The sequence below is a fragment of the Cryobacterium sp. SO1 genome (assembly GCF_004210215.2).
Lineage (GTDB): Bacteria > Actinomycetota > Actinomycetes > Actinomycetales > Microbacteriaceae > Cryobacterium.
Genome location: NZ_CP067394.1, coordinates 3,449,565 through 3,465,272 on the forward strand (window position 1 = coordinate 3,449,565; position 15,708 = coordinate 3,465,272).

The window sequence follows — 15,708 nt, forward strand, 5'->3', positions numbered from 1 at the left end:
AATAAGTCTGTAACGCCCGCCGACGCATCGAAGGCGGCGAGGCGGCGGCGCAGATAGGCTCCGCGTATGGCACGAAAGCAAACCTATCCACCAGGCTGGTTCGACGCTGGCGAAGGCAAGATCCGCTGGTTCGACGGTGAGAACTGGACCAGCTCGATTCCGCCTCAGAACAATCCTGCGGCACCTCGCGGATGGTACTCAGGTCCTGATGATCTAACTGATATTGACGAGTCGGCTGAGCCCTATTTTCGGTGGTGGACAGGATCAGGGTGGGGTGGGCAGTACGCCCACGTCAATGGGCGACACGACGTCGTGAATAGCGTCCATGAGGCTATGGTTTCCGCGTCAGTTCTGGGGGGTGGCGATCAGCAAGCGATCAAGGGTCTTCTCAATGAACTCGTCGATTGGCCACCGCTCAGGGTGAAGCACTTCACTGTCTACACGTCAGCAGTAGCGGCAGGCACGAATATCGTCGCTGTGGTGGAGTGGGACGGCCCAACCAGCTGAGAGCTTTGTCGCCAGAGAGTAGGCGAGGTGTATCCGCAAGCTGTATCTGCAAGCTGCACGCGGGGCGCTTGACTCTTAGAACACGAGCGCCGGCGGTGCCTCTGGTACTGCGGGGAGCCCGCAGGCGAAGATAGCCCCTAGTAACTCCCGGCCGGCCACCCGGCCACCCGGCCACCCGGCCAGGCCTCGTAGCAATACTCATGTCGGCCCGTCCGCTTCCGGCCATGGCCCGGCCGGCCGAGGCCGGCCACTTTGATCGGCGGGCAGCGACCTGCTCAGCCGAGCGAGGGCCTCGTCGTCGGCCCCTGCGTTCTCGAGGCTCATTCTCACGCCATCGCAGCCTGGATGCGGCGGTCGAGATCATCCAGCTCGGCCAGCGCCTCGGACGCCGCCCACACGCGGTTCTTCTTGCGCCCGGTGATTTCCTGGATGTACCCGGCTCGGGTGAGCTGGTCGATGGCCCGGTATGCCTGGGAAGCCACGGACCCTGACCGTGCCTCGATCTCCGCTGCACTCATCACGGGGTGGTCATAGAACGCCTGAATCAACGCAGCAGCAGCAGATCCGGCGCGAGGGCGCAGCTCTGCCGCCCAAACGTCCGGCATCGCCTTCAGGCGAGCGATGGTGCCGCGCGAGCACTCGGCAGCAGCACGCGCTGAGCGCGCGAATAAGTCGATCAGCAGCGCAGGGCCGCCCAGGCGGTATGCGCCCAGCGATGCGAAGTAGTCGTCGCGGCGGGCCAGGAGTCCACTGGCCAGCGGCACAACAGCGTTACGGGTGACGCCTCGTCGACGCAGCACAGCGGATACCAGCGCACGGCCTATTCGTCCGTTGCCATCAGTGAAGGCGTGGATCGACTCGAACTGGGCGTGGCCGATCGCGGCCTGCACCATCACGGGAACGTCGTCGCGGTTGAGGTAGGCCACCAGGTCGCTCATCAGCTCGGCGACGCGCCCAGGCGCCGGCGGCACGTGGAGAGCACCTCGGGGTGAGTAGTCGCTTCCGCCGATCCAGTTCTGCATGTCCCGCAGACGACCCGCGTAGCTCGCCTCGTCGGGATCATCCTTCATCAGCGCGCGGTGCGCGTCGATGATGTGCTCCAGCTCGAAGCGGCCGTGCTGCTCAACGGTGGTGATGAGTTCATGCAGCGCAGCCGAGGCGGCGACCATGCTCATGGCAGAGGCGTTGCCCCGGTTGCCGGCGATCGCCTGGGCATAGTCCATCGCCGATGCAGAGATGCGCTCGATCTTGGAGGAGGCCACTGATTCCGAACGCACCATGAAACGGCTCAGCGCAGCGGAATGGCCTTCCGCGTCGGTGTCAGCCTGCGCGACGGCGAGAAGGGCTTTCTCGGTTTCCAGCAACACGGCCAGCGGCGGCATGTAGTCGAGCGTCTGGATCAGTGGCGGGATTGTCGCGTCGACCGAGCTCAGCATCCGGTCTTCACGCGTGCCGCCGCGCACCTGCTGGCGCCAGGGCAGAGTCTCAACCTCGTGTGGAGGCCAGGCGGTGTTGGTGATCTCAGCGTGCATAGCCACAACTCTACAGCGCCTAAATGGTGTTTGTGATTGCTAAACACGAATTAGCGCTAGAACAGTGGTGATTAGCTCCTTCAGTGCCTAGCGGCCATGCGCAGCGATCAGCGATTACGTCTCGGCTTCGAGGCCTTGACGGGTCCAGCCAGTACGCGAAGGTGCTCAGCGACGTGCGCCGCGAATAGCGGGCAGCCCACGTGCTCGAGGGCCTCGACCAGGCTCTCGACTGTGTGACCCTTGTCGCGCCGGCCCTGCCAATGCGTGTTCTGGATCCTGGTCACTGAGCGGACCACGAACGGAGAGCTGCTCTCTACCAGGCAGAGGAACTCGTCGGCGGTGCAGAGGTCAGACGGCAACAGGACTGCTTCGCCAAAGTCATTGGTGTTCATCGTGAGCAGTATGTCCGCGCTGCAGTGCTTCGCGGCATTGTGGACGTGCTCATCGTCGGCGTCAATGATGTTGCCAGCCGCACCGCCGGCCCAGTCTTCGAGAATCTCGTCGACGTTGTGGCGGAACGTCGCCGCATGGCGCATCCGCATGTCTCGGTGGAATTCGTCGAGCACGTCCTAGGTCGTAGTCAGGCTGAACATCCACCGGACCCTAAAGGGGGGATAGTCGTGGCTGTGGAAGTGAGTCCATACTCCGAGGCGTGCGACAAATTCAGTTCTCGCACCATGAAGTGACTGGGGGAAACTTTGAAAACAAGTAATGGACCACGCACGCTACTAAGCATTATTGGTATCACCGCGCTGGCACTAACCGCGATTGGCGCCGTTGGACCTGTTGCAGCAGATGACACCACCGCGACAAGTGCGGCCGCGTCTGCTAGCCCCGACAACCCAGTGGTGCCGTCCGTGCCCTTGGACCTTGATCCGAACGATGGTGTGACCGCCGGCATGGTGGGGGCCCATGGAGTTGTGGCGTCAGGCGAGGCTGTTCCCGCCGACCTGGGCGAGCTGCAGCGGTCAGAATCGACAAGGACCTGCTCTCCCGTAAACAGTCGCGGGGTTTCTGTCTGTGTTGAGGACGGCAAGTCTGACCCTAGAGCCCAAGCTCAGGTGGAGGCGCGAGCTGGGGCTCGGGTGGAGGCACAGGCTGCCGGCTCGTCGCACGTTCCACTCCCGGTTTGGTGCAAGCAACACGGTGTGGACAATCAGTATTGGGCGAACCGTTTCGAGACGTGCGGAGTTTTCAGCAAACGGGTTAGTGTCGTGGAACTAAGAGGGAAGAAGCCCATTGTCACCGGGACAATGGACTTCAATTTCTACAACTACATCTACGCCGCGGGCGACAACACCACCTGGGCAAATCAGATTGAGATCTCGCCCTGGAGTATCACAGGGACGGCAGCGGGTCTGTCGGTCACGGGGAACGCCGTCTGCACCTGGAGTTGCCCACAGATGACTCGCACGTCCAGCTTTCCTCCACAGACGTCGACGCTCACGACGAGCTCGTACGGCGAATCCTTCTTCACGTGGACCGGTGTTCTTGGTGCTGTCACAAGGGTGAATCCTCAGTGGGACGTCTACTTCGATGCACCCACCCTAGTTGGGGCGACCGTATTGATGACCACCAATCCGGCGCCTGTTATGCGCTGCGACGACGCACTCCCGAACGTAGTACCGGGATGCGCAATCCCCGATGTGGTGACCGGCTCCGCCTACTACTCGCTGTCACAATTTCCGACATTCGGAGCGCACGTCGCTGCAGCCCAAGCATCCGGACTTCCAGGAGGGCAGTATCCAAATCCGCTACACCGGCTGGTGAACTCTGCGCTGCAACAACAGAACCGGGACACCGCATGCCCTCAGAACGCGAGCCTGCCTCGACCAGAGGGTTTTTCGTGCGATGAATACCCGTTTGCTTCTACTTTCGAAGGAGCGTCTACTGGTGGGGGCACCGCGCGAACACAGGACTGGTGTCAAGTGACGCTACCGGGTGTCCCTTCAACCGGCGCGGTGGGGTACAGCATCTGCATGATCAACGCAGCGGAGAACAGTCTGGCTGGCTCTCTCTTGCAAAGCCAAGTATTCAAGCCTTATAGGATCATCGACCGGGACGCCTTCTACGTCGCAGTTACAAGCTGAAAATGAGGGGCAGAGGTGAGTGAACGAATTGAGGTGCACGCCGAGTCGCATATCGTGCAATTCCTGAACTGCAGACTGCCTCTGCCCCCTCACAGTCCAAACTTAGATAGCACAGGCCTCATCCGCGAGGGGTTCGAGTACCCAGAACTTCATACGGGGGTATGGTCCGGACCTGTTGGCGTCACAGTCGAGAGTCGGTCAGGTCGACCGGACGAAGTCGATGAGTCGTGGGAGGACATCGCGGAATTCTCGGCCATCGTCGACGACGGCCCGCTCGTTCTCTGCGGGTTCTCTGAGATGCCGATGCCGGACTGGCCACGGCTTGACGGCTTCGGCCCCGGCACCTACCGGATCCGTGTGCATGCTCGCGGTCGAGACATTGCCGACGACGCTGCGGTATTGGAGGCGACCGAAGAGTACATGATCGTCACCTGGCTGGAAAAGGAGAGCCCTGCTTCGCTGATCGCGCTCGCGTCGCACGCCGGCAAGTCGTGGATCGTCGCCGCAGAGGCACGCCCATTTAGCTCGTTCGCCGGCGGAATGCATGCTGGAACTGTGCCATCGTCACCAGCTCCCACCGGGTCTCAGCCTCCGACTCCATTAGTCATCAGGACTAACCCTGAGCATGATCCCGGCCAAACGGGCGACAGCTGAGCCACAACCGGCAGGATCCGCACACGTTGGATTTATGACAACAGAAACAACATCATCCTTGAATTACTCCCGGACGCCGAGCCGTTTAAGGACATTCAGTTACGGCATCCAGTTCTCCTCGACTCGATACGTCTCGCCGATCCTGGGAGTGCAGCTGGCTCGTGGCCGACTAGGCCACAATGACTCGTGCGGACACAATCATGTCAACAGGCCGGCTCAGATCAATCGAAGGAAAGCGTACGCACGGTGCCGTGGCTGGCGCCACCGCTTGTGACTACTTGCCGAGCAACTCGGCGAGCTCGTCGATGAGGCCGCCAACCAGCGTCCATGTGTGGAAGAAGCCGCGCAAGGTCGAATGCTGACGGTCACGGTGGTTCTTCCCACTTGCTGGAGCGAGCATCGATGTTGACCAGCGTGCGGCTGATCATCGAGCCGCCGCTCATACCGCTGCCTGCGCAGCTGTGAGCCACTCGGTCGCCGCGAAGCACTCACGCGCGTCGCCGTACGCGTACAGGGCCAGCGCCTCGAGGACTTTGCGGTGCACGTCGTCGCCTTCGACGACAGCGATGTCACCGGAGTCATCGAGGCCCAGACGGGCCTTTCTGGCTGCGCGGCTGGCGTCTCGTGCGACGAGCACACCTAGTCCGCCGCCAGCGGAGAGGCCGAGCTCGCTCGCCAGCGCGGCCACGAAACGGCTCCTGGCCTCGTCGCTCGCAGCTCGCCTCAGAGTCACGCGGCCTCGAAGGATCTGGCCGCCAGCGCGCCGACGTCGATGGTCCGTATGCGCTGCTTCAGGCGGCTTCGTTCGGTACTGCTCAGCTCTGTGGTTCTTCCGGTTGCGAGCAGGTCAAGAGCCGCCTTCTGCACTGCGTCGGTCCAGCTGCGGCCTCGGTGCGCTGTGCGCTCGAGGGCCTGGACCTGGCGCTGAGCGAATGCATGGGATGCGCCGTACTTGCTGGCGACAATGCGTCCACTGGCGGCAGATCGCCATCGGGGGCCATCAGCCCATGTTCGTGGGCGCCCGAAACACCCTCCGGAGGCGTGATCCTGACCTACGCCCGTGCGCTCACTTCGTCGCGTTCGGATGATGGGTGTGGACCTGTTCGAGGAACACATCGTGCCCTTCGACGTAGAACCAGATTCGAGCGTCACCTTGGGCTGTGGGTTTGTGCTGCCAGCGTCCGTGGTCCACGCCATCACGGTGGACGAACTCCAATTCACCACGCAGCGGGTAGTTCGTCGGGGTGCGCTCGGTGGGCGTCTTTGTCAGAAAGTCCCACGTGTCTGCCATCGGGTTCCGGATCGTCGCAGCTAGGTCGCGCCATCCTTTGCGGGCGCCGGCCGACGCGAATCGAATCGTGTACTCGGTCTTTTTTGTGGGCCTGTCGACCAGGTCGTCTTTTGCCACCGTCAGGGACGCTCAACCGGCTCTGCGTCGTCGAGCCAGTCGACCGGGTAGCCCTGGGGGCTCGGACGGCCCGAGAGTCCAGCAGCGATCGCCGTTGCGGTCTCGCGCCACGAGGTGAGCTCAGCAATGGCAAGGTGTGCCTGCCCAGTTGCGAACGACGCTCGAGCAGCGTTGACGAGATCTCGCGCGCACTGCGTCTGGTCCTCCAGCGACAAGGCCAGCATCCACTGGAACCGCTCCGCCATTCTCGATGCGAGGGTGCCCTCGTCATCGAGTGTGACCGTGATGAGGTCGGCGGCGAATTGCAAAAGAGCGTCCCGCGCGTCCGCCTCGCGCTGCGACATCAACACCAGTGGCTCACCGTCGCGACGAGTGATCTGGACAGGCTGGTTCTCGGCCTCGGCGAACACGTCGGCCGAGTGCTTGCTCAGGTCTGATGAGCGCCGGGTCGTGGTGCGAAGTTCGTTGATCAGGGACATGCGCCCATGGTATTCGGAATGTGTTCGGAAGTCTAGGTGGCTACCAAGGCGACCGGCCGTCAATCGGGGGCATTCTCGGTTTCCAGCAACACTGCCAGGGGCGGCATGTAGTCGAGCGTCCGGATCAGTGGCGGGGCTTCTGCTGTACTCGGCTCAGCGCTCCGGCTCAGCGCTCCGGCTCACCGCTCCGGTTCGGGTGACGGTTCCGTGGTCGCCGCGGGCCTCTCGCCGTCGGCGAATAGTTCCGGGAATCGCCGCTTACGCTCGGAGTGCGGGTTGGCCGGCGGGTTGGCCGGCGGGTTGGCCGGCGCTGGCTGCGCTGAGGGCACCGGCTGCGCTGGCATGACAGCGCGCTCGGCGACGAACGGCGCGGCGTTTGCGATGTGCTGCTGTGCCCATCGACCTGCGCCATTTCGTGTAGCACGCAATATGTAATCGACTTCAGGACGGATCCACTCGTGGAGATCCTCGTTGTGCGGAGCACTCCAGGCCATGCTGTCTTCGCCGAGGATGCGGATCGCGTCGTCGACGATCTGGTCCGAGCTGGGGTATCCCAAGGCGCGGACGCAGGCCGCAGCGTCGTCGAGGTCCTTTGCCCGGCCTGCCGCGAGCTTCATCGCGAGCAGGTATCGAGGACTTGCAACCCGGACTCGGTGACCTTCGATGGGGAGCTGTTTGGCCTCTACGTCGAGATCGGTGTCCATGCCACCCAAGAAGGCGAAGGCGCGGCTGTTGACCCAGTCCGGGTCGAGATCCATTTCTTTCGCCATCTCACCGGCAACGGCGAGGATCTCGTCTTTCGGGTTCAGGAGCACGTCAAAGTCCGGCGTCGCGTGGGGACGACCGAGCTGAATTGTGAGTGCCGCACCCCCGATGAGATAGACGTCGGCGCTGATGTCGTGTTCAGTGCAGCGCCGTAGGAGATCTTCGAGGAGGTCGCTGATCTCGGACGCCTCAATCTGACGGTATTCATTCATGCGATCGTCCAATCTCGATCTCGAGCGAGGATCTTCTTGCTGAGGAAGCGAGCAGGTGTCTCAGCGCGAAGGCGCTCTATGTATACATCGCCGGAGTATGCTTCGTCGGGCTCGTAGCCAGTGAGCGTGGATAGCGCCCCCAGGGGTGGCACCGCTTCCATCCATGGTTCCGGCTCGCCACCGATCTGTTCGATCGCATATGCCATCCCAGTGGCGAGGATCGTATCCCAGCGGGCGCTACCGGTGCTCGGCGGCGGCTCCGTGGCCCAGGTCGGCAACCCTCCGTCAGGGATGGATCCAAGCGCTCGGATGCGCCCAGCGATTTCGACTGCGTCCCGAAGGGCTGCCGCCTGGTCACCCTCGAGGAGATGCAGACGGATCTCGCTGGAGATGCTCTTCGTGGAAATGAGTGTCGGCATAACAGGCTCTCTCCTTCTATCGTGCGGGTTGGCGATGGTGCGGGTTGGCGATGGTGCGGAGTCGTGGAAGCTATCGCACGCGATAGACGTCGGCATCACGGCTTCAGCTGGGCGTCGATGCGATCGGGATCGGCCCACCGGGTGGCTCGGTCATCCATCGCTGCTCGGTTGGCAGGCCGATCTGCTCGTCCATCAGCGTCCGACCGGCGATCGAGTTCCACGGGTCGGTGCTCGCGATGACAGTGTTGACCATGCCGAGCGACGTGAGCACCGCGAGCAGCGAGTCGATGCGAGGAGCACCAGTGCCGGTCTCGATGCCCCGCAGGGTGTCCCGGGTGACGTGGGCACGCTCGGCCAGCACCGTGGCGCTTAGACCCTGGAGCTTCCGCCACCGGGTGATGTTCGAGCCGAGCTCTTTGAGCATTCTCGTGCGTGCCGGCGAACGTCTGGTGACCATGATTGCTCCTCACGGGTTGACAGGTGTACCTGTCAATAATAGCCAGTTTTGGAGATTCTGTCTGTCGAAAATCCAGTGCACATGTCACATGGGTTTCAGCGGTGATAGCCGGTGACATGCGGGCGTCAGATTCCGGCGCCTCAGTTCGACCGGATCAACATCGGTCGAATACTCCAAGCGGGCTGTGAACCTGATACCTCAATGATTCACGTGATGCCACGTTGAATCAGGTGTCCAGGCAACTCTCGGATAGGCATCTACTTCGCGTGTCGCCAACGCCTGCAGCAGCCCAACTGCGTAGACCGCACGGCTCAGCGTGATCGTCCCTGCGGTTGCCGGGCGACGAGAGCAAGCCGTCGGCAAACGTCGTCCTGGTCCGCGGCGAACGTGGCCAGTTGAGCCACTCTCCCGTCCCCCCTGCGACGGGGCGCCCTGTCCATATTCCGCTCTTTCATGCTCCTGGGTAACGCGGCAAGGTAACGCCATTACCGCATTACCCGTTACCCGTTACCCGTTACCCGTTACCCGTTACCCGCATCCTGAGGAGTCGACATGAGCGAGGACGCCGAGATCGTTCCGGCCGAGGACAAGGCCACCCGTGCCGCCGACGAGTTGGCTGCCGAAGGCGTCAGCGTGACCGCGGCAGCCGTGAGGGAGCGCTCCGGTGTCCGCATGGCGACCGCCGCCGCGGCCGCGAAGGCCTGGAAGGAGCGAGAGAACAAGGCCGTGGCCGTGGCCACCGAGCCGGTACCGGAGCAGCTGCAGGCTCGCTTCCTGGCCGCCGCCGAAGCAGCGTGGCACGAGGCGCGTGCGCTATCTCGTGCCGAGTTCGATGAGGCCCGCGCCGGCGGCGAGTTGAAGCTGCGCGAGTCTGAAAGTGAGGTAGCGAAGCTCACCGCGGCGGTCGAGGACCTCGAGCAGGAGTGCGAACGAATCGACACCGAAGCGCGAGTCGCCGCCCAGCTTGCCGCCGAGGAGATCGCAGCAGTGCAGACTCTCGCTGCAGAGCAGGCCAATGAGCAGGCATCCCAGCTTGCAGCCGAACGCTCGCGAGCGGATCGTGCCGAGGGCGCGCTTGAGGCTGTGACCGCCGAGCGAGACCGGCTGCTCGTTCAACTCGAGCAGATTCGCGCTACGACGGACGACTGACGGTCGTTGCGGCGCGCCGCGCACGGCGGGCTAGACGCTAAAAAAGGAGCTATTCACCACGGTCCTCGCTCCAATTCGTGTTTAGCGACGACAAACACCATCTAGGCGCAACGACCAGGTGCCCAGTGCCCAGTCTCGAGCGGGTAGCGCAGCGCGCGACCGCCGGATCGGCTGTGGCGGGGTTGGGCTATCGGGCTTTGATCTTGCAGTGCGCCAAGGCCGCCTTGAAGTCGGGATCCGCATCCCTGATCGGTCCGCGAGTCAGAATGCGCGTGGGCTCGACGAGGCCGTTGTCCACACTTCGCGCATCCAGTGCGCCCAGCACTGACCGCTGCCGTAGGCGGGTCGACCGTGCTTGGAGATGAATTCGATGCCCAGGGGGAGCGTGCCGTCGTCCAGCTCGACGTGCTCGCGCAGCATCTCTGCGATGGCGGTGGTGAGGACGCGGTCTTCGCCGGTCAGGTGTGCCAGCGTCAGCGGGCCGTTTACGATGCCATCAGACGTTGGCCACAAGTCCTCGAAGAGGTCCTGCAAGGCGGCGATGGTCTCCGTCGCCGTGATGTCGATCCACCAGCCTGCAGGGAAGCTGAGCGTGGAGAGTTCGCGGCCCTCGCGAAACACGCGGGGAAGCCAGCTTGCTTTCATCGTGCCTTGCCCGTCCCATTCGGCCACGATGTCGTACCACAGATCATAAAGCGGGACGCCCATGAAGTCGGCCACGGGCTGAAGTGCGCGCCTCTTCCCCGCGACCTCTGTTCGATACGGCGCCAGGAGCTCCATGTACGCGGTCAGCTTGTCGGCGCTGGAGTAGATCGTGCGCCCCAGGGTGTCGTACCGGCTCCAGCCCTTGACGTCGTCGCCGGGCGCTCGGGGCGGAGGTGCGAACGGGCCTCTGGACTCACGCGCGATTCGGAAGGACTTGGCCGCACCTGCCGCACCTGCCGTGAGGGCGAACCCGGTCTTCGTGCAGATCCGCTGACTCATCCGTTGAATGCGTCGTCGATCAAGGCCTGAGCGGCGCGGCCGACCTCTTTGAGCCGGTCCTCACGGATCGCGTTCACGGGGGTGTCGTAGTCCAGCCACGGGTTGGCCCCGATGAACCACACTCGAGCGACATGCTCGCCCTCAACCTCCGCGACCTTCTGCCACTGCTCGTAGGCGAACGCGAGTCGCTTGATGGCCTCAGGCCGCGGCTGGGGGCCGCCCTCCTTGGCCCACTTATGCGAGGCCTTCGCATCCTTCGAACCTGCCAGCGCAGCGACGAGAGTGCCGCCGAGTGCAGCGTTGAGGCGCCGGGTGGTCTCACGAATGTCCAGCCGAATCGCGCGCTGGTAGGCGGCGTTCGTCGCGACGGTCTGTGCAACCACCGCACCGGAAGTCTTTTTGGCCATTTCGGGCCTCGTTTCTGGTGAATGTCTGGTTTCTGTCTGGTTTTCTAATTCAAGCCTACGTGCGCCCAAACACAATGTCCACCATAACTCCACCGAAATACCACCGAAATATCACCGCAATGCTAGTGAACACGACCCCACGGAGGCCGCCCGAAGGCGTATCGTGACGCTATGACCATCTCGACGCCTGGGAAGATCAAGCGCACACCGGTGAGCTCTCCTCGTCTGCGCGACTTGAGCAACCCGAGCGTCCGGGAACAGATCCTCGCGGAAGCTCGCAGGGACGCCGAGTCGACTCTGCTGCGGCGTCGTCGCGCCGCCACTCGCACGCGGCAAGCCAACTAGGCATCAGCCGCGGCGGCAAGACCCCCCGAGCGACGAATTGGCTGGGCAATGCCTACCTACGTTGCACCAGTAGGCTCAGCTTGTCCGTAGCCCTACCCTGGAGCCCAAATGTCGCGTGCACTACCGGTACTGCTTGTGTGTGCGCTCGCTCTGGGGGGTTGCGCGTCAACATCCGCGCCGAGCCCGGATGAGAGCACGAGCACGAACACAGCGCCGGCCGCTCGAACGATCTACGGGGTCGTCGACGTGGCGCTCACGAGCGAGCAGTTCGATGCATACTCTGCGGCCACCATTGCATACATTGCAACCAAGCTGACCGACCCCCTCGGCTGGCCCGACGATTGCGTGTCTTCCTCGAGCTTCTCCGATGTGGCCGAAGGCGCCCAGATCACGGCTACAGATTCGTCTGGTGAGATCGTGGCCATCGGAAACCTGGACGAAGGGTCTGTCGAAGCAGTCGCTGGCGTATTCTATTGCGAGTTCGCGTTCACCATTGATGACATGGTGCTCAGCGAAAAGTTCTACGGACTCAGCGTGGGCAACGTGTTCAGAGGAGACGTGCAGTTCACGGAGGAAGACATGAGAGTCGGTCCGCATCTTTACCTTGGGTAACGGGACAGGAGGCGTTCGCCCACAAATATCAGGAAGCACGCGCCTTATTGCGAACGACTCGGGCGATCTAGTGCGGCCACAAAAGCGGCCCGACTAGGACGCGAGGCCCCGCGACAGCTCTTCCCAGGCCTCACGAAACCTTGCGGTGACGTCCTCGCCACTGCGGGAGACTCGTCCGCTGCCGGCTTGCCAGCCACTTGAGTACGGTGATGCGATCGCACAGAATTCTCGTTCAGCGAGTGCGCGCAGGCGGCCTCTGCTTGATAGGTCCGGCCAACACCTTGAGGTGCTCATCCACAAATGCCGCAAACTGCGGGCAATCTGCATCTGCGAGCGCTTGCGCGAGGCCTTTGACGCTGTCGCCTCTGGCACGGCGCGTTTGCCAATACTTGTTCTGAATTTGGGTCACGTCGCGGACCACAAATGGCGAGCTGATCTCGGCAAGACAGAAGAACTCATCAGGCGTATAGAGGTCGTATGGCAACACGTCCGGGTCGCCGAAGTCTGTGATGTTCTGCGTGAGCAGGATGTCGGCATGGCAGTATGCCGCAGCGTTGTGGACGTGCTGATCATCCTTGTCTTTCAGATTGACAGCCTCGCCGCCAGTCCAATCTTCGAGGATGTCATCGAAGTTGTCGCGGAATGTCTTCTCGCGTCTCTGGCGCAGGTCGCCGCCCGCGCTAGCATGCTTGCGCCGCCACACTCGATGTGACTCGTCGAGCACATCAAGCGACGTGGCCAGGCTGAACATCTCCGACTGGGCGCGCAGAAGGAACAGCCAGTCGTAGAGAGTGCGACTACCTAACACGTTGGAGTCGACGAACACATGATGCACGTCTACACGCTAGTGGTCTACAAGGTGTCTGACTCCACAGCGCGCTCTGCATGCTCTTCCGGCGTGGCGTGCTCTTCGAGCTCCTCATCCAGTTCACGGAGCTTGGCGAATGCTTTCATCCGGCCAGCACGGCGCACCGCAGCGAGCTGGGCGACGTCTGCATGCTTGAAGCGGTGATGAGAGCCCACCTTGTGTGAGGCGAGCAAGCCGTCGTTCACCATCTTCATCAGCGTCGGACGGGACACGCCCAAGATACTGGCCGCCGTGGTCGACGTCATCTCAGAAGGGACCGACTGCACGCTCACGGTGCCTGAGGGCAACCCTCGGATGACGAACTGCAAGAGTTCAGCAAGCTCACGATCCAACGGAAGTGTCGTGCCGTCAACGAGGGTCAGCGATCCCCGGGTCACGTTGCGGTCGTGGGCCTGGGCGATGAAGGACTCCGCACCACGGCGCACTGCGTCGTCCACGAGCAGGGCGCCGTTTGCCAGAACGTTGGCCGCCATGACAGCACTTCCTTCTCAATAGATGCGTTCGATTGACGCCAGCGATGGCGCCGTCGTTCCATCAGACTACGACCTTGCAGTTATATCTGCAAGGCTGGAGGCGGTTCACGACGGCTCACGACGGGTTGTCGGCGAGTTGATTTTTCACTATCAAATGCTCGTCCTGTCGCAGCTTCGATCCGGATGCCGCGGTCCAGGAGCTCGGAGGCACCTGCGCTGAAGCGCTCTCCAAGCGGGCTGTGAATCTGATGTCTACACATGACACGTGATCTTGTAGCAACTCAGGTGTTCAGAAAGCTCTCGGATAGAGGTCCCTGAGCGCAACGTCAGTCGATGACGATGAGTTCGTAGTTACGTTCTGCAGCGGCCACCGTCACCGCGGCCAGGTTCGCTTCTCTGTCGGCGCTGGCCGTGACCGGCCAGGTCTCGCCTGGAAAATCACCCACCCACCATTTCTGGTCGACCCAGTCGATCGAGCTCCACGCGTGATGGAAGATGACGATGCCGCGGCCGGTCGCAGCGCTCTGCTCGGCGATCAGCGCTTGAATCTGCTCCTGGGGCGGAAGCGAGACTTTGTCGTAGGAAGACGTCATCTGCTCGACGAGCGGCGCCGCAGCTGAGACGATCAGCGCGGTCACCTCAGCGGGTAGTGGCTGTGTCGGGTCGATCTTGATGACGCTACCGTCGGGCAGCGTGTAGTCGCGCACTGCGTTCTTGGCCAACAGCTGCTTCTCGAACTCGGACCGACTGCCGTTGCCGTCGGCATCACCGGGGATGGCCGTTGGCGTGGGCGTGGGCGTCTGGGTTGAGGCCTGTGCATCCTTGGCTTCAGCGGCACTGGGGATCAGGCCGTTCAGGTCGCCGCTGGCGACGCCACAGCCGGCCAGGAGCGCCGTGAGCAGGAGCGCTGCACCGGTAGTGAGGATGGTGCGACGGACTGCGTTCACGATGGTTCCCCCCAAAGGAAAGTGATGGTTCCCGCTCAGCGTATTGGCTGGTGGTTGGTGCTGAGTGCCGTTGCCAGCGCCACCGCTTGTGACTATGTGCCGAGCAGCTCAGCCAGCTCGTCGAGCGTCTCTCGTGCAAGCGCCTGCACGACGGCATCGTGGTTCGCCCAAGGCGCCGTCTGCTCGGTCAGCACTTTCACGAGCGCGCGCAGCCGCCCCCGGCTCCGTTGGCTCAGGCCGAGCAGCGATTCGCTGGCATCATCCATGCACGCCAGAAGCACCACTGCGTCCTCAGCGTGGCGGCCTCGATCACGGGAGTCCTCCTAATAGGCAGCTCCCTTGAGCACCATGGCACCGCGAACGGTGGGGACGACGAGCCGGACGGTATCCACTGCCGTCAAGACATCGACATTGATCGTCTGCTGGAGGGCCCGGGTGCCCCCGGGGATTCCGAAGAGTGGGCGTCCACCGTATCGGGGGCGTCGAAAGATGGATTGACGGTCCGAGCACATGAGGTCCACCTGCTCTCGTCCACGTTCGAAACGATAGGCATACTTCGAAGACCCATCTAGGACGTAGCCGGCTCCCTGCAGGAGCGCAGCGGCCTGGGGGAAAGTGATCGCTTCAGTTTCGAGGTGGAGGGCAGAGTCCACGTCGACAGTCGTGCGGGGAGCTGGCAACTCAGCCAGCTCAGCGTGGAGCTTCACCATGAGACCTCCGACCAGCGTCCAGGAGCTGTGCGGCAGTAGCCGCGCGAGGTCGAAGGCCGAGGGCCAGGGCGGTTCCTCCCATTTGCTGGAGCGAGCATCAACGTGGACCAGCGGACGGCTGACCATCGGGAGGTCGCTCATAGCGCCGCCTGCGCAGCAGTGAGCCACTCGGTCGCCGCGGAGCACTCACGCGCATCGCCGTAAGTGTACAGGGCCAGCGCCTCGAGGACTTTGCTGTGTTCTTCGTCGCCTTCAACGACCGCGATGTCGCCTGCGTCGTCGAGACCCAGACGAGCCCGTCTGGCTGCGCGGTGGGCGTCTTGCGCGACGAGCACGCCTAGTCCGCCGCCAGCGGAGAGGCCAAGCTCACTGGCCAGTGCGGCTACGAAACGGCTCTTGGCCTCGTCGCTGACGGCTCGCCTCAGAGACACGCGGCCTCGAAGGATCTGGCCCGCCAGCGCGCCGACGTCAGAGCTTCGGATGCGCTGCTTGAGGCGGCTTCGTTCGGTGCTGCTCAGCGCTGCGTTGGCTAGGTCAGAGGTTTTGCCAGTCGCAAGCAAGTCGAGGGCAGCGTTTTGCACCGTGTCTGTCCAGTTGCGGCCTCGGTGCGCTGTGCGTTCGAGAGCCTGGACCTGACGCTGAGAGAATGCGTGGGAGGCGCCGCACTTGGTGGCAACGAGGCGTCCAGAT

At 63.0% G+C, this 15,708-nt stretch carries 21 protein-coding genes; 5 read left to right on the forward strand and 16 right to left on the reverse strand.

Annotated elements, in window-relative coordinates; translation table 11 throughout:
• The first annotated feature begins 66 nt into the window (after positions 1–66).
• Positions 67–507, forward strand: coding sequence for a DUF2510 domain-containing protein (locus BJQ95_RS16450; protein ID WP_130176577.1), 441 nt, complete (start codon positions 67–69; stop codon positions 505–507).
• Positions 508–833: 326 nt separating this feature from the next.
• Here the strand turns inward: BJQ95_RS16450 and BJQ95_RS16455 are convergent, their stop codons facing one another.
• Entirely contained in the window at positions 834–2,039 is a 1,206-nt protein-coding gene (locus BJQ95_RS16455) for a Fic family protein (RefSeq protein ID WP_240694622.1), read from the reverse strand.
• 107 nt (positions 2,040–2,146) lie between these two features.
• Entirely contained in the window at positions 2,147–2,605 is a 459-nt protein-coding gene (locus tag BJQ95_RS16460) for a hypothetical protein (RefSeq protein ID WP_130176578.1), read from the reverse strand.
• Positions 2,606–3,187: 582 nt separating this feature from the next.
• Here BJQ95_RS16460 and BJQ95_RS16465 point away from each other — a divergent pair.
• Positions 3,188–4,129 (forward strand): hypothetical protein, encoded by a 942-nt coding sequence (locus BJQ95_RS16465; RefSeq protein WP_165384862.1) that lies wholly within the window; start codon positions 3,188–3,190, stop codon positions 4,127–4,129.
• Positions 4,130–4,144: 15 nt separating this feature from the next.
• Positions 4,145–4,783, forward strand: a complete 639-nt coding sequence (locus tag BJQ95_RS16470) for a hypothetical protein (RefSeq protein ID WP_130176580.1) — start codon at positions 4,145–4,147, stop codon at positions 4,781–4,783.
• Positions 4,784–5,222: 439 nt separating this feature from the next.
• Here the strand turns inward: BJQ95_RS16470 and BJQ95_RS16475 are convergent, their stop codons facing one another.
• The 6 genes from BJQ95_RS16475 to BJQ95_RS16500 form a co-directional block, all read right to left on the reverse strand.
• Positions 5,223–5,516 carry a hypothetical protein gene (locus tag BJQ95_RS16475; RefSeq protein ID WP_130176581.1) on the reverse strand — a complete coding sequence of 98 codons (294 nt, stop codon included), beginning with the start codon at positions 5,514–5,516 and terminating at the stop codon, positions 5,223–5,225.
• Positions 5,517–5,849: 333 nt separating this feature from the next.
• Positions 5,850–6,191 carry a hypothetical protein gene (locus BJQ95_RS16480; RefSeq protein WP_130176582.1) on the reverse strand — a complete coding sequence of 114 codons (342 nt, stop codon included), beginning with the start codon at positions 6,189–6,191 and terminating at the stop codon, positions 5,850–5,852.
• A gap of 2 nt (positions 6,192–6,193) precedes the next feature.
• A complete protein-coding gene (locus tag BJQ95_RS16485; RefSeq protein ID WP_130176583.1) occupies positions 6,194–6,670 on the reverse strand; it encodes a prevent-host-death protein in 477 nt (158 codons plus the stop codon).
• 179 nt (positions 6,671–6,849) lie between these two features.
• Entirely contained in the window at positions 6,850–7,647 is a 798-nt protein-coding gene (locus BJQ95_RS16490; protein WP_130176584.1) for a hypothetical protein, read from the reverse strand.
• Positions 7,644–8,066, reverse strand: coding sequence for a hypothetical protein (locus BJQ95_RS16495; RefSeq protein ID WP_130176585.1), 423 nt, complete (start codon positions 8,064–8,066; stop codon positions 7,644–7,646). The genes BJQ95_RS16490 and BJQ95_RS16495 overlap by 4 nt, the downstream gene beginning before the upstream one ends.
• Positions 8,067–8,169: 103 nt before the next feature.
• Entirely contained in the window at positions 8,170–8,523 is a 354-nt protein-coding gene (locus tag BJQ95_RS16500) for a helix-turn-helix domain-containing protein (protein WP_130176586.1), read from the reverse strand.
• Between the two features lie 552 nt (positions 8,524–9,075).
• Here BJQ95_RS16500 and BJQ95_RS16505 point away from each other — a divergent pair.
• Entirely contained in the window at positions 9,076–9,672 is a 597-nt protein-coding gene (locus BJQ95_RS16505; RefSeq protein WP_130176587.1) for a DNA-binding protein, read from the forward strand.
• 261 nt (positions 9,673–9,933) lie between these two features.
• Here the strand turns inward: BJQ95_RS16505 and BJQ95_RS16510 are convergent, their stop codons facing one another.
• Positions 9,934–10,656, reverse strand: a complete 723-nt coding sequence (locus BJQ95_RS16510; protein ID WP_130176588.1) for a hypothetical protein — start codon at positions 10,654–10,656, stop codon at positions 9,934–9,936.
• The gene (locus tag BJQ95_RS16515) at positions 10,653–11,063 is read right to left on the reverse strand and encodes a hypothetical protein (RefSeq protein ID WP_240694623.1); all 411 of its coding nucleotides are present in this window, start codon (positions 11,061–11,063) and stop codon (positions 10,653–10,655) included. Before BJQ95_RS16515 ends, BJQ95_RS16510 begins: the two co-directional genes overlap by 4 nt.
• Before the next feature lie 453 nt (positions 11,064–11,516).
• Here BJQ95_RS16515 and BJQ95_RS16520 point away from each other — a divergent pair, with 453 nt between their 5' ends.
• The gene (locus BJQ95_RS16520) at positions 11,517–12,020 is read left to right on the forward strand and encodes a hypothetical protein (RefSeq protein WP_130176589.1); all 504 of its coding nucleotides are present in this window, start codon (positions 11,517–11,519) and stop codon (positions 12,018–12,020) included.
• 232 nt (positions 12,021–12,252) lie between these two features.
• Here the strand turns inward: BJQ95_RS16520 and BJQ95_RS16525 are convergent, their stop codons facing one another.
• The 6 genes from BJQ95_RS16525 to BJQ95_RS16550 form a co-directional block, all read right to left on the reverse strand.
• Positions 12,253–12,855, reverse strand: a complete 603-nt coding sequence (locus BJQ95_RS16525; protein WP_130176590.1) for a PIN domain-containing protein — start codon at positions 12,853–12,855, stop codon at positions 12,253–12,255.
• 17 nt (positions 12,856–12,872) lie between these two features.
• Positions 12,873–13,361, reverse strand: a complete 489-nt coding sequence (locus BJQ95_RS16530; RefSeq protein ID WP_130176591.1) for a helix-turn-helix domain-containing protein — start codon at positions 13,359–13,361, stop codon at positions 12,873–12,875.
• 326 nt (positions 13,362–13,687) lie between these two features.
• Positions 13,688–14,308, reverse strand: coding sequence for a hypothetical protein (locus BJQ95_RS16535; protein ID WP_130176592.1), 621 nt, complete (start codon positions 14,306–14,308; stop codon positions 13,688–13,690).
• 92 nt (positions 14,309–14,400) lie between these two features.
• Entirely contained in the window at positions 14,401–14,574 is a 174-nt protein-coding gene (locus tag BJQ95_RS16540) for a hypothetical protein (RefSeq protein ID WP_165384863.1), read from the reverse strand.
• Positions 14,575–14,631: 57 nt separating this feature from the next.
• Entirely contained in the window at positions 14,632–15,159 is a 528-nt protein-coding gene (locus BJQ95_RS16545; protein WP_130176593.1) for a hypothetical protein, read from the reverse strand.
• Positions 15,156–15,449 carry a hypothetical protein gene (locus BJQ95_RS16550; RefSeq protein ID WP_130176594.1) on the reverse strand — a complete coding sequence of 98 codons (294 nt, stop codon included), beginning with the start codon at positions 15,447–15,449 and terminating at the stop codon, positions 15,156–15,158. The genes BJQ95_RS16545 and BJQ95_RS16550 overlap by 4 nt, the downstream gene beginning before the upstream one ends.
• Positions 15,450–15,708 lie beyond the last annotated feature (259 nt).